14 protein-coding genes are annotated in these 14549 nt (G+C 40.5%); 8 read left to right on the top strand and 6 right to left on the bottom strand.

The features are described from left to right. The first annotated feature begins 37 nt into the window (after positions 1-37). Both gluQRS and AC1M9M_RS08325 read left to right on the top strand, forming a co-directional pair. A complete protein-coding gene (gene gluQRS, locus AC1M9M_RS08330; protein WP_481594777.1) occupies positions 38-901 on the top strand; it encodes a tRNA glutamyl-Q(34) synthetase GluQRS in 864 nt (287 codons plus the stop codon). A 79-nt stretch (positions 902-980) separates the two neighbouring features. After that, entirely contained in the window at positions 981-1235 is a 255-nt protein-coding gene (locus tag AC1M9M_RS08325; RefSeq protein ID WP_481596105.1) for a zinc-ribbon domain-containing protein, read from the top strand. Between the two features lie 16 nt (positions 1236-1251). Here AC1M9M_RS08325 and ftsW read toward each other — a convergent pair whose 3' ends face one another. The 5 genes from ftsW to AC1M9M_RS08300 form a co-directional block, all read right to left on the bottom strand. Beyond that, a complete protein-coding gene (gene ftsW, locus AC1M9M_RS08320; protein WP_035263915.1) occupies positions 1252-2448 on the bottom strand; it encodes a putative lipid II flippase FtsW in 1197 nt (398 codons plus the stop codon). A 10-nt stretch (positions 2449-2458) separates the two neighbouring features. Further along, positions 2459-3814 carry a UDP-N-acetylmuramoyl-L-alanine--D-glutamate ligase gene (murD, locus tag AC1M9M_RS08315; protein WP_481596104.1) on the bottom strand — a complete coding sequence of 452 codons (1356 nt, stop codon included), beginning with the start codon at positions 3812-3814 and terminating at the stop codon, positions 2459-2461. Between the two features lie 150 nt (positions 3815-3964). Beyond that, positions 3965-4213, bottom strand: coding sequence for a DUF6587 family protein (locus AC1M9M_RS08310; protein WP_035263913.1), 249 nt, complete (start codon positions 4211-4213; stop codon positions 3965-3967). 24 nt (positions 4214-4237) lie between these two features. Continuing rightward, entirely contained in the window at positions 4238-6094 is a 1857-nt protein-coding gene (feoB, locus tag AC1M9M_RS08305; protein ID WP_481596103.1) for a ferrous iron transport protein B, read from the bottom strand. Then, complete coding sequence (locus tag AC1M9M_RS08300) at positions 6091-6342, bottom strand: FeoA family protein (RefSeq protein WP_481591514.1); 252 nt, start codon at positions 6340-6342, stop codon at positions 6091-6093. Before AC1M9M_RS08300 ends, feoB begins: the two co-directional genes overlap by 4 nt. 170 nt (positions 6343-6512) lie before the next feature. On the opposite strand from AC1M9M_RS08300, the gene xerD reads away from it, so the two are divergent. From xerD to thrC, 4 genes are all read left to right on the top strand, one after another. Beyond that, on the top strand, positions 6513-7430 hold the full coding sequence (gene xerD / locus AC1M9M_RS08295; protein ID WP_481596102.1) for a site-specific tyrosine recombinase XerD: 918 nt from the start codon (positions 6513-6515) through the stop codon (positions 7428-7430). 109 nt (positions 7431-7539) lie between these two features. Further along, positions 7540-8355, top strand: a complete 816-nt coding sequence (locus tag AC1M9M_RS08290; RefSeq protein WP_481596101.1) for a DsbC family protein — start codon at positions 7540-7542, stop codon at positions 8353-8355. A 124-nt stretch (positions 8356-8479) separates the two neighbouring features. After that, on the top strand, positions 8480-9784 hold the full coding sequence (locus AC1M9M_RS08285) for a homoserine dehydrogenase (RefSeq protein ID WP_481596100.1): 1305 nt from the start codon (positions 8480-8482) through the stop codon (positions 9782-9784). Between the two features lie 60 nt (positions 9785-9844). Beyond that, positions 9845-10984, top strand: a complete 1140-nt coding sequence (gene thrC / locus AC1M9M_RS08280) for a threonine synthase (RefSeq protein WP_481596099.1) — start codon at positions 9845-9847, stop codon at positions 10982-10984. A 48-nt stretch (positions 10985-11032) separates the two neighbouring features. On the opposite strand, the gene AC1M9M_RS08275 is transcribed toward thrC, so the two are convergent. After that, on the bottom strand, positions 11033-12094 hold the full coding sequence (locus AC1M9M_RS08275; RefSeq protein ID WP_143047408.1) for a serine hydrolase: 1062 nt from the start codon (positions 12092-12094) through the stop codon (positions 11033-11035). 217 nt (positions 12095-12311) lie between these two features. On the opposite strand from AC1M9M_RS08275, the gene gacA reads away from it, so the two are divergent. Next, entirely contained in the window at positions 12312-12947 is a 636-nt protein-coding gene (gacA, locus tag AC1M9M_RS08270) for a response regulator transcription factor GacA (protein ID WP_092767334.1), read from the top strand. An 18-nt stretch (positions 12948-12965) separates the two neighbouring features. Continuing rightward, the gene (locus AC1M9M_RS08265) at positions 12966-14537 is read left to right on the top strand and encodes a sensor histidine kinase (RefSeq protein ID WP_481589176.1); all 1572 of its coding nucleotides are present in this window, start codon (positions 12966-12968) and stop codon (positions 14535-14537) included. The last annotated feature ends 12 nt before the right edge of the window (positions 14538-14549 follow it).

Genomic DNA, 14549 nt, shown 5'->3' with positions numbered 1-14549 from the left:
CCTAACCCCTCCTTTGATAAAGGAGGGGGACAACAGGATGGCTTATGTGGGTCGGTTTGCGCCATCGCCAACCGGCCCTCTTCATTTTGGATCACTCATTACAGCTGTTGCAAGCTATTGTGAAGCAAGATCTCATGCAGGCAAATGGGTTGTACGAATTGAAGATACAGACATCCCTCGCATATATCCTGGTAGTGAAGAACATATCTTGTCATGTATTGAAGCTTTCGGTTTCGAGTTTGATGACGAAATTATCTTTCAAAAAGACCGTTTAAACATCTATGAATCTGTCTTAAATGATCTTCAGCAACGTGACCTCACCTATGCCTGCCAATGTACACGCAAAATCTTAGGCTCTAATCATATCTATAGCGGTACTTGCCGCGATTTAAAACTACCACACGATCAACAAGCCATTCGGGTTAAAACATCAGACGAGTTGATTTGTTTTGAGGATCTTTTACAAGGTCAGCATTGCTCTAATTTGACCAATGAATTAGGAGATTTTGTTCTTAAACGTCGCGACGGTATTATTAATTATCAGCTCGCCGTGGTTGTGGATGATTATCTACAAGGAATGACTCATGTTGTGCGTGGTGCTGATTTGCTGGATAACACTGAACGACAAATTTGGTTAGGGCGATTATTGGGCTACCCTGAACTTCAGTATATGCATTTGCCCCTAGCAATGAATAAAGATGGTACAAAGCTTTCTAAGCAAAATTTAGCTGTAGCACTTGATCTCACCCAAGCCCCCCAACTCTTGAACAAAGCTATTCATGCATTAGGACAAGATCCAGTTGATCTAGATCAACCAAATCGCATGCTTCTACAGGCAATTCAACAATGGGATCGTAAGAAAATTCCAGTTGGCACCACCATACAAGGTGTTTTTGAATAGTGTCCATACAGAATCATGCTTGTTATTCAGCTGAAAATGTTTTTGAATTCCATTTAAATAGATTAATCAGGAGTTCATTATGTTTTTTATTTTTGGGGTAGGACCTAAAACCATCAAAACGGAAAAGGGGCAATTTCTATGCCCAGTCTGTCGTACACATAGCAATTATGAAATTAAACAACAACGCAATTATTTTTCTTTATTTTTTATTCCATTGATTCCACTATCAAAACCCAAATCTGGTCAAATCACCTGTTTAAACTGTGGCACACATATGCCAACAATGGTGTTGCAGCAAAATAGTACTCCACCATCATCAGATTTGAATGCTTAAGATACAATCGTGTATTTTAAAAGCTAGATACTTCCTTAGCCTGATTCTTTTCTTGGGTTGTTGCTTCAATTTTCAGCATTAAACTGACCATGACAGCACACATAATCAGAGATGAACCACCATAACTAATAAATGGTAAAGTTAAACCTTTTGTTGGGAGCAGCCCCATATTCATGCCAGCATTTACCATAATTTGCAGAACAAAAATAATGCTAATCCCGTAAGCCAAATAACCCGCTCTCAAGAATTGATGTTGAATGGCACGATGCCCAATTCGAATACACGCACCCACCATAAGAAATGACAGTGCGAGAACAACCGTAATGCCCATGAAACCGAACTCTTCTGCCAAAATAGCCAACATAAAGTCCGTATGCGCCTCAGGGAGATAAGACATTTTTTGAATACTATGGCCTAAGCCTACCCCTAACCATTCACCACGCCCAAAGGCCATAAGCGCATTTGAAAGCTGATAACCAGAACCTAAAGGATCTGCCCATGGATTGGTAAAAGACATTAAACGCTCGAAACGATAAGGCTCGAACACAACCAGCACTACAAATGCCATGATAATGGCACCCAATGCAATACCAAACTGGATTAGTGGCGCACCTGCAAGAAAGAACACCCCTAACATCGTTAAGGCAACCACTACCGTTGCACCTAAGTCAGGTTCAGCAATAATCAAACCAACTGTACATAGCATTACTGTTGCTAATCGTGCCAGCCCTTTCACATTATTTCGCACTTCTTCTGCCCGACGGACAACATAATCTGCAGTAAAAATAGCCATCATCACTTTCGCAGCTTCAGTAGGCTGGAAGGTAAATCCTGCGATTCGAATCCAACGCGTCGAACCGTTCACTTCCGAACCGACTAATAGCACCGCGACAAGCAATGCCATAGTCATCATCCATAACGGAAATGTGTTATTAAACCAGGTATTTAACGAAACACGATAAACCAAAATTGCTGCGACAAACGCAACCACGATGGATATGGCATGGCGGATGACATAGTGGAATGGATTTTCATGCAATCTTTCTGCGTAAGGCATAGAAGCTGAACCAACCATCACCGTTCCAATACAGAGCAGTGCAATCACACAAAAAATTAGAACATTCCTTGATGTAATTTCACTTGGAATACGTGGTAACCAACGTTGGTAAATTTTATTCACTTTATCAATCGTTGTCTGAGCTGACTCAGCCATATCTTCGTCCTTATTGTTCTTCGTGCAGCGCATTCACACAAGCAACAAATTGATGTCCGCGTTGTGGATAGCCAGTAAACATATCAAAACTTGCACATGCCGGCGAAAGCAATACCACATCATGTTGCTGTGTATTTGCTTGGCATAATTTTACTGCTTCTTCTAATGATGTAGCGTGAAGAATTGTGGTTGTGCCTTGAATTGCTTGTTCAATCACTGGCGCATCTTCACCAATGAGTACCGCGAGTTTTGCAAATTCCGTTAATGATTTTCTTAAAGCAGTAAAATCTTGCCCTTTACCTTGACCACCTAAAATGATGGCAACTTTAGCTTTCTGTACTGCGATCGCCGCACCTAAGCCGTCTAATGCTGCTAAGGTTGCCCCAATATTTGTACCTTTTGAGTCGTTATAATAACGAACACCTTGCACTTCTTTGACAAATTCGCAGCGATGTTCCAACCCCTTGAAGGTTTTCAAAGTTTCCAGCATGACCTCTAATGGTAGACCTATCGCTTCACCTAAAGCTAAACACGCAAGTGCATTTGCGACATTGTGTGTCCCTTGAATATACATCTCAGAACTTTTCAATAAACGTTCACGCCCCCTTGCTAACCACATCGTGCCATCAGTATCTCTGAGTACACCATACTGATTCATATCTGGTGCATTGAGCCCAAAACTCTGCATTGGCGTTGCATCAGGTACTAAAGGACGTGTCAAAGAGTCATCCCGATTGAAGACCACTTTCTTGACACCTTGGAAAATACGATGTTTGGCAGTGTGATATCCCATCATATCGCCATGACGATCGAGATGGTCTTCGCTCATATTTAAGACGACAGCAACTTCAGCATTTAAGTTCGATGTAGTTTCTAATTGGAAACTGGATAGTTCTAAGATATATAGCTCTGGATCATCTTTGGTTAAATCTAAGGCTGGACGTCCTAAATTCCCCCCTACAGCGACTTTTTTGCCTGCATATTTCGCCATTAAGCCGATCAAGGTGGTCACTGTACTTTTTGCATTAGAACCTGTTATTGCAACAATAGGCTTTTCAGTCGCACGTCGTAAAATTTGAATTTCACTGACAACAGGAATGCCTTGTGCAAGTGCTGTTTGAATCACTGGCAGTTTAAGATCAAGCCCTGGACTGATAATAATTTCCTCAGCAGACAACAACATTTCTTCGTCAAATTTCCCAAAGCTAGTTTGGACTTCAGGTGGAATTTGATCATGTCCAGGTGGAGAGGTCCTCGAATCTGTTACTGCAACGTGATAGCCTTTTTCATGTAGAAAATTTACCGCAGCAACACCCGAAATTCCGAGTCCTGCGACAACTTTTAATCCACCACGCTGTATTAACATTTCTGCCCCATATTTTAGTCTAATTAGAAACTGCCGAAATGTTAGCACTTTGCTGCTTTGAATGCTTTTTTTGATTTCATAATCTTGACATTATTTTGTGTCCATGCGTAAAAAAACCGCCAATTTAGGCGGTTTTTTTATTGAAGTAAACTACTTCCATTTCACAGCTTGAGGGTTTAACTTGGGTGTTTCCTTGTCTGAAACAGGACAAGCGCAATTTCCGCCACATCCAGCAGTCATTTTGGGTTTAAGCCACTTTGATAGTGCCTTCCACCCTTTTCTTTCAGTAGCATCTGACAGTTTCATAAAGACTGAATTTGACGTCTGTGGAAAAACCTTTTTGAATACGACCAATGCACTCCAAAGGACCAATGCCGTAATAATTAGAATTTCAATCATCTCAGTCTCCTCAACTCTTCAGATTTAAGCTAACACGCTGGTCGCGACTTGATAGGTCAAGAACGACATAAAGTACGCTAAACCAAATAAATAGACGGTCATAAAGCCAACTGTCTTCCAAGAACCTGTTTCGCGTCTCACTGTCGCTAATGTCGCCAAACAATGTGGTGCATAAATGAACCAGACCAAAAGTGATAATCCTGTTGCTAAAGACCAGCCCAAATCCCCACCACTACTAATCAGTGATGCCAAGCCTTCCGACATCGCATCCTCATCAACAGCAGACAAAGCATACACCGTGCCTAAAGCAGCAACGACAACTTCACGCGCAGCCATGGCTGGAATTAAGGCAATACAAATCTGCCAATTAAAGCCTAATGGCGAAAAGATTGGTTGCATCAAATGACCTAACATCCCCGCAAATGAATAATCAATCGCAGGTAATGTTGCACCCTCAGGTGGTTGTGGGAATGTGCACAAGAACCATAATAAAATAGAAAGCGCAAAGATGATTCCACCGACTCGCTTTAAAAAGATTTTTGCTCGATCAAGCAAACCAATCCACACATTTTTCAAATCTGGAAAACGATAGCTTGGAAGTTCCATCAATAGCATATGTTGAGATTTATCTTTTTGGAAAAACTTCAACACAAACGATACGATCAGTGCACTCACAATCCCTGCCATATATAGACCGAACAGCACTAAACCTTGAAGGTTAAATAGTCCCCAAACCATTTGAGAAGGAACAAAAGCTGCAATCAACAACGCATAGACGGGTAAACGAGCTGAACAAGTCATCAATGGTGCAACAAAGATCGTGGTCAAACGGTCTCTTGGATCACTAATAGTCCGTGATGCCATGATTCCAGGAATTGCACAGGCAAAACTTGACAGTAATGGAATAAATGCACGTCCCGAAAGACCTGCTTTATACATCAACTTATCAAGTAAGAATGCCGCTCGGGGTAAATAACCTGATTCTTCAAGCACCAAGATAAAGAAGAATAAGATGAGAATCTGAGGCAAAAAGACAACTACACCACCAGCACCCGCGATAATTCCATCAACCACTAAACTATTGAGTAATGGATGGGCAATATTCTCGCCAACAACTTCACCCAACCAGCCAAAGAACGTCTCAATACCATCCATGAAGGGTGCCGCCCAAGCAAAAACTGCTTGGAAAATGACGAACATCATCACCGCTAAACTGAATAGACCAAATACAGGGTGCAGAAAGATTTTATCGAGAAAAACTGAACGTTTATCATCAAATTCAACAAATTGAACGGCATCTTTGACAATCGCTTCAACTTTGTCGTGATCAGATCCTTTCAAACCTGTCAGCTCAGTTTGAGGAACAGCATATTTGCCATGATCTAGCGCATTCATCAGGTTTTCAATACCTGAGCGACGTACAGCAACCGTTTCTACAACTGGAATGCCTAAGCGCTCAGAAAGCTTCTGGGTATTGATTTGCATTCCACGACGACGAGCTTCATCCATCATGTTAAGCACGAGTAGCATTGGACGACCCAATTGGATCAACTCCAAAACTAAACCAAGGTGCAACTTAAGATTGGTTGCATCTACAACGCATAAAAATGCATCTTGACGACCTTCTTCCGCAATTTTCCCATAAACAACATCACGGGTGATTTCTTCATCTGGACTAGTTGCGTCTAAACTATACGTTCCTGGCAAGTCTAAAACACGAACCACTTTACCTGAGTTTAGCGTGAAATGACCAATTTTTCGCTCAACGGTTACACCTGCATAGTTACCTACTTTTTGGCGTGTTCCAGTCAAATGATTGAATAATGAAGTTTTACCACAGTTAGGATTACCAACAAGGGCAACACGCAACGCATCGCTCATGCCGACACTCCTTCTATTTCAATTTTTTCTGCTTCATTTTTTCTTAAGGCAAAGCGAGTAAAACCCACTTGAATGAGAATTGGTTCGCCACCAAACAGTCCTTTCGTAATGACTTGTACTTTAGTTCCGGCAACAAATCCTAGCGTTTCTAAACGACTTGCCACCATGTCTGTAGAAGTACCATCTACAGTGCGATGCACTTGCGTAATGATGGCAGATTGTTTGACTTTCAAATCAGATAAACGCACCGTACCTAACCCTAAAAAATTTTGAACAGTATACATACAAATGAGAATTATTACCGCACTCTCATCAAGAATGATTCGCATCTTCTTATAACACATCGACATGCATAGAAAATTACACTACATTAGATAATCTCAATTAAATCAATCGAATTTCTCAATCGAATATCCATATGATTAATAAGAAACCTCGAATTCCTACCCCCATTCAAATTCCAGAACAACTTTCGTTCTTACACGGATTTCGGGATTATTTAATCGCTCAGTCTGTTAGTCCGCACACCCGAAATGCTTATCTCACAGATTTAGTCCAATGCAGTACTCTGTTAACCAGCCCCATGACCTTATGGTCACATGATGATATTTCAGATGTACTGATTGAGCTCACCAAACAAGGGAAAAGTCCTCGATCAATTGCTCGCACTTTATCGGCACTTCGGTCTTTTTATAAATTTTTAAGAGAGCAAAATTTAAGAACAGATAATCCTATAGCAGCGCACAAAACACCCAAGTTAGGACGAGCGTTACCTAAAGATTTATCTGAGCAAGATGTTGAATCACTCATTCAAGCACCAGATACAAACACAGCGTTAGGCTTGCGTGATCGCACGATGTTTGAAGTCCTTTATGCTTGTGGTTTACGCGTGAGCGAACTGATTAATTTAAGAATAGATCACATCAATCTCAATCAGGGTTTTTTGCGAATTTTGGGCAAAGGAAATAAAGAGCGTTTAGTTCCTTTGGGGCAAATTGCTGTGGAATGGATTGAAAAATACTTAGCAGAAGCTCGCCCCCAACTCCATAAAAGTGCTACAGATTACTTATTCCTGACCCAACATGGCGGGATTATGAGCCGTCAAAACTTTTGGTATGCCATCAAACGTTATGCCCTCCAAGCAGGTATAGCTACAGAGCTATCCCCCCATACATTAAGACATGCTTTTGCAACTCACCTGCTCAATCATGGTGCAGATCTCCGAGTGGTACAAATGCTCTTAGGGCATAGTGATTTATCGACAACCCAAATTTATACGCATGTTGCACAAATTCGCATGCAACAACTTCATGCTCAGCATCATCCCCGTGGCTAAGTCATCGATCTGAATTTTGTAGCACTGAGCTATAATTTAGGATTTGAGAATATTTTTTGTTATGCTTAGCGCAGTAAAAATAATGCTGAAAACTTTAAAAGGGTTGTTTATGTTATTTACCCGTTCGAAAATTTTATTCGTTTCTACCCTTGCAACGACGCTTTTTATGTATGCATGCTCCAAGTCTGAAGACACACAAAAATCAGATGGTACTTTAACGGCAACTGCTCCAGCAACCGGCCAAGCATCAAATTTAACTGAGCGAAATGCGCAACAACGCTTGATTCAAAAGTTAGAGAAAAATTTTAAAACCGCAAATATCAATGCCAAAATTATAGACATTAAACCAACCGAAGTACCAAATCTTTACTGGGTCAATTTAGAGGGTATGACTGCGGTATACACTACTGCAGATGGTCAATATATTTTCCAAGGTGATTTACTACGTTTAGGTAATAAAAAAGTTGAAGATATTGGACAATCCTTCCAGTCGGCATTGAGTAAAGGGTTACTAAGCCAGTTAAAAGCTGAAGATCTCATTATTTATCCAGCTAAATCTAAAACCAAACATATCGTTTACGTTTTTACAGATATCAGCTGCCCTTACTGCCATAAATTGCATGAACATATGGATGAAATCAATTCTAAAGGAATTGAAGTTCGTTATATCGCGTGGCCACGTGGAGAACAATATTTCCCAGCAATGGAAAGTGTCTGGTGTAGTAAAGATCGTAGAACCGCATTTGATCAAGCTATTGCAGGTCAACAATTGGACAATGCCAACTGTGAAAATCCTGTTAAAGATCAATACCAAATGGGCTTAAAAATGGGTGTAAATGGAACGCCTGCAATTTACAGTTCAGAAGGTGTTTATCTTGGTGGATACATGACAGTAGATGAAATACTACGTAGCTTAAATAACTAATATTTATGAGATAAATTACTGCTTTTTATACATCAATATTTAACTCGATTGACCCTAGAGTCTGCCTCTTTTTTTAGCTATGATCTAGGTTCAATAAAATTTTACATATTTTTTGGAGTGTGACGTGAAACCAGTTCGTCTGGCAATACTCGGTCTAGGAACCGTAGGTGGTGGTGCCCTTAAACTATTACAAGAAAACGCTGCTGAAATTAGACGTCGCACCGGTCGTGAAATTCAAATTACTTATGTGGGTACTCGTCGCCCTCGCCCAGATTTAAATCTTCCAGACTCAGTTAAACAAAGTGCCGACCTTCTTGATATCGTTCGTCAACCTGATGTTGATGTTGTTGTTGAAGTCATGGGTGGTATTCACCCTGCTTATGAAGTCATCAAAGAAGCAATTGTTCATGGCAAACAAGTTGTCACTGCCAATAAGGCGCTTTTAGCTGAACATGGTAACGAATTATTTAAACTTGCTGAAGACAATGCTGTGCAGATCGCCTATGAAGCAGCTGTTGCCGGCGGTATTCCAATTATCAAAGTAATTCGTGAAGGCTTAGCTGCCAATAAAATCGATTGGCTTGCAGGCATCATTAATGGTACAGGCAACTTTATCCTAAGTGAAATGCGTGAAAAAGGACGTGCTTTTGCGGACGTTTTGAAAGAAGCGCAAGAACTTGGCTATGCTGAAGCAGATCCAACCTTTGATGTAGAAGGGATTGATGCTGCTCACAAGTTAACCATTCTTGCATCTTGTGCATTTGGTATTCCACTTCAATTTGATAAAGTTTTTACTGAAGGAATTGGTAAAGTTACTGCTCAAGATGTGAAGTATGCTGAAGATCTTGGCTTCCGTATTAAGCATTTAGGTATTGCACGTCGTACAGAAAAAGGCATTGAACTACGTGTTCACCCAACGCTCATTCCAGATGATCAGTTGATCGCAAATGTAAACGGCGTTAAAAATGCTGTTCTCGTACAAGCGAACGCAGTCGGCCCAACTCTATATTATGGTGCTGGTGCTGGTGCTGGTCCAACTGCTTCTGCCGTAGTCGCTGACGTTGTCGATATCGTTCGTGACATTTCTTATACTGAAGACGGTGCAGGAACTATTCCACAATTAGCATTTGAAGCACTCACAGACTTACCAATTCTAAGTCGTGAAGAAATGACAACGGGTTACTACATCCGCATTAATGCTGAAGATCAAACAGGTGTACTTGCTGAAGTTACTACGATCTTGAGTCGTGCAGGAATCAGTATTGATGCCATTATGCAGCAACCTCGCTTAAAAGACCTTATTCCTATCGTGATTCTGACAGATCCTATTGTTGAATCAAAAATGGATGAAGCGCTTTCACAAATTCAAGCATTACCCGTCATCCATGGCGAAATTGTACGAATTCGTTTAGAATCGCTTGATAATTAATCATCTCGGGTAGAGGGTACTGCTGCCCTCTCCAGCTCTACACACAATTGGAACATCATCATGTCTAATGCCAATCGTTACACTGGTTTAGTTGACCGTTATCGCGACCGTTTACCAGTGTCTGCAACTACTCGTGCAATCTCCCTAGGCGAAGGTAATACACCACTGATTAAGCTTGCGAATATTCCACGTTTAATTGGCAAAAATGTTGAAATTTATGTGAAGTACGAAGGCTTAAACCCGACTGGTTCATTTAAAGACCGTGGTATGACCATGGCAGTCACTAAAGCGGTTGAAGAAGGCTCTAAAGCGATTATCTGTGCATCTACAGGTAATACCTCTGCTGCCGCTGCTGCTTATGCTGCTCGCGCTGGTATTAAAGCATTCGTTTTAATTCCAGAAGGCAAAATTGCAATGGGTAAAATGGCTCAAGCAATGATGTATGGTGCGATCACAATGCAAATTCGTGGTAACTTCGATGACGGTATGCGCCTTGTTAAAGAAGTTGCTGACCAAGCCCCTGTAACTATCGTAAACTCAATCAACCCTTACCGTTTGCAAGGCCAAAAAACGATTGCATACGAAATCGTTGATGAATTAGGTCGTGCACCTGACTATCACTGCTTACCAGTAGGCAACGCAGGTAACATCACTGCACACTGGATGGGTTATACAGAAGCTGTTGCAAACCAACCTGCGGATCAATTTGAGCAAGTAATTTATGATGTTGAAACTGATCAATTCACTGGTCCTAAACCTGAAGGTTTACCGACGATGGTTGGCTATCAAGCTTCTGGCGCAGCACCATTCTTACGTGGTGCACCTGTTCAAAACCCTGAAACTGTTGCAACAGCAATCCGTATTGGTAACCCACAAAGCTGGAACCATGCGAAAGCGGTAGTACGTGACTCTCAAGGTTGGTTTGATGAATTAACAGATGCTGAAATCTTAGAAGCTCAACGTTTGCTTTCTATGTATGAAGGTGTATTTGTTGAGCCTGCTTCTGCAGCTTCGATTGGTGGTGCAATCCGCGATATTAAAGCGGGCAAAATTGCTGAAGGTTCAGTCATTGTTTGTACTGTAACAGGTAATGGTCTTAAAGATCCTGATACTGCAATCAAACAGTGTTCTGATGCAGTCATGCTTTCAATTGATGCAACCATGGATCAAGTACGCGATTCAATTTTGTCTAATATGTAAGATTGCATCATAAAAAACCCTGCATCTGCAGGGTTTTTTATTTATGGTCTAGATCGCACGTGGTAACTGACTGGTCCAACGCATTAAGCGAACAGCATCATCATTACGAGCTTGAGTATTGCTTGCTCCTAAAAGCACAACTACAGCTGGACGATTATTCAAAGTCGTATGCATCACCACACAACGCCCAGCCTCATTAATAAATCCCGTCTTTGAAATGTTAATATTCCAGCCACCGTTACGAACGAGAGAGTTCGTATTGTTCGATTTCAACACACGATAACCGAGGTTAAAATCATAAGTTGGCGTCGTAGAAAATTGACGAATAAGACCGTACTGTGATGCGGTACTCACCAAGATGCCCAAGTCCCGCGCAGAAGCAACATTACGAGGATCTAGACCTGTAGACTCAGTAAATTTAGATGAATGCATCCCTAAGGCACGTGCTTTATTATTCATAGCAGAGACGAAAGCCGCACGACCTCCTGGATACGTACGAGCCAAAGCCGCAGCTGCAGGGTTTTCAGATTTCATTAAAGCGAATAATAAGGCTTCAGCACGATTCATTGTGTCACCTACACGCAATGTCGAGCTTGAGTTTTTACCACCCGCACCTGCAAAATCAATGCTTTGCAGCGTAATATTTTCAGACATATTTAATTGTGCATCTGCGATCACAACAGCTGTCATTAATTTTGTAACAGACGCAATCGGTAGAGCAGTATTCGTGTTCTTACTAAATAAGACCTCACCCGTATTTGCATCCATGACCAATGCTGCACGCGCGTTCACAGAAGGTTGATTACTATAGCGACTGTTATCAAGAATCTGAGAGGTTGGTGATGTTGAGGTCGCAGGGCCTGTAGATTTACGAATTGTTGTTGTAATCGTGGTTGTTGCTTGAGGTGTATACTCTTCTGAAGAGGAAGTAGAAGCTTTGAGACTATCATTATTTAAGAATTGGCTTGCATCTTCAGATGACCAACTGATGCTCGCCTGCCCCGGTGCAGAATTAGCATGATTAATTAATTCTGCAAAGCTCAATGAGCTCATAGAGAGTAGTACTGATGTAGTCAGCACATGCATTAGCGTTAATTTCTGTTTTTTCACGATAACTTACTCATCTTACGGAGGCATTTTGCATCATTGCTAATCACCTCAAATATGACTTACATTTAGGTACAAACGTGATTAATATTAAACCACGTGATTATGCACAGTATTTTAGTAAAGATTAGGAATAGCATTGCTATTTTTGTTAGTCCAATGCAAGCAATTTTTGCATCATGTAACAAAAAAGTAAGAATAGATTTCAGAGGAGGTGTTTGTGATCACGGTATTAGTGGTAGATGACCATGAGTTAGTTCGTACAGGTATTTGTCGTATGCTTGAAGATCAAGCAGATATTCAAGTCATTGGTCAAGCAGAGTCCGGTGAAGAAGCCATTAGTCTTGTTCGTCAACACCACCCTAATGTCGTCTTGCTCGATGTGAACATGCCTGGTATCGGTGGCGTAGAAACCACTCGCCGTTTATTACAAACAGCGCCTGACACCAAAGTTCTCGCCGTCAGTGGTCTAGCGGAAGAACCCTATCCATCACTACTGTTAAAAGCCGGGGCTCGTGGTTATATCACGAAGGGAGCTCCGATCACAGAAATGGTGCGTGCAATTAATAAAGTCATGCAAGGTGGTAAATACTTCAGTGCAGATATTGCTGAACAGCTTGCGAGTTCTTATTTATCTGATACACAAACCTCTCCTTTTGATGCACTTTCTGAACGTGAAATGCAAGTCGCGATGATGGTTGTGAATTGTATTAGTGCCCAAGAAATTTCAGACAAACTTTTTGTTAGCGTAAAAACAGTGAATACTTATCGCTATCGTATATTTGAAAAATTAGGAATCGATAGTGATGTCAAACTGACTCATTTGGCAATTCGTTATGGTTTGATTAAGCCTTAATTTGATCTGAGTATTCCAATGACGTCTGCTGCTTCAATTTCTATTTATCAAACGATCTACCGTCTTGGAACACTATATTCAAGTTATCGTGTCATTATCGCCTTAAGCTTAACACTCATATTCCTACTGACGATTGATTCTGAACGTTATTTTTATCAATATGAATCAATCTATTTTTACGCTTTACTCCTTTATGTTGCAAGTAGCATCGTACAAACGATCGTTTTAAAATACTTACCACAAGCTATTTCTAAACAAATTATCACCTTATTTGCAGTTGACCTGCTCTTTCTAAATACCCTTACTTTTGCACTCGGTGGTCCCAATATCGCAATTGGGTTATTGTTTGTCATTTCCGTCTTTGCAGCAAACTTTTTACTCAGTAAAAACCAAGCCTTATTCATCACATTAGTCGCGGTGATTGGGGTCGTATATCAACAGTTTTTTGGCAGTTTATTCTCCATTGAAAGTCTAAATAATATTGGTGACAGTGCCTTTCTTGCTTTTTTATTTTTTGTGGTTCATGGCATTGGTCAAGTATCAATACAACGGTTTCAAGTACTCGAATCCGTCAATACACATCAAGCCAATGAACTCTTTAAACTACAAAATATTAATCGCTATATTCTTGAGCAAATCGAAGTCGGTTATCTGGTCTTAGATGATCACTGTAAAATTATCGTCTGCAATCCTGCTGCATATTCCTTACTTGGTATTTCGCCCCTGTACGCTCATGAACAATATAATCTTGCCAACTTCCAACCAGATCTCTATGAAATTCTAAAAAACACATTGGTTGCTCATGGAGAGCGCTTTCAGTTTGAATCTCATCAATCATCCTATACAGTTGATATTCGTGTTCAAAAACTGGTTACGCCTCAACAAGCGCTCACGCTATTAATTTTGGAAGATGCGCAAAAACTTAATCAGAAAGTTCAACAAATGAAATTAGCTTCTCTTGGTCAATTATCAGCCAGTATTGCACATGAAATACGTAATCCTTTAGCAGCAATCGTACAAGCCAATGAACTTAATGATGATTCGGATGAAGAACAAAAACGTATGCTCAATCAAATGATTGCTAAGCAAGCAAAACGTATTGATAAAATCATCAAAGACACATTGGATATGGCAAAGAATAAAAAAACTGCCGGTGTACTGATTCATTTTGAGCAGTTTATGCATGATCTTATTCAACAAGATTTAGCAGATATCAGTTCTCATATCCAATTACAGCTTGAAGCCAATATTGAAGTTTATTTTGATGAAATCCAACTGCGACAAGTTCTGATTAATTTAATTCGCAATGCTATTCGTCATAATGATCCGACCGCAGAGTACATTTTTGTCAGAAGCAGTTGTTCAGAAAATCAAATTTTTATTGATGTTATCGATTTTGGCAAAGGCATCCAACAACATGATTTATCTCAATTATTTCAACCATTTTTTAGTACTGAAACCAATGGAACTGGTTTAGGATTATATTTATCACAAAGTATTTGTGAAGCTAACCAAGCAAAATTGAGTTATATCGAACAAGAACAGCAAGGTGCATGTTTTCGTATTACATGCCATAAGACAGACGTTTAGATGGATAAGATC

The sequence above is a fragment of the Acinetobacter sp. ANC_7503 genome, assembly GCF_056780035.1.
Note: the sequence above shows the minus strand (reverse complement) of the source record. Positions and strands in the feature narration are given on the sequence as shown.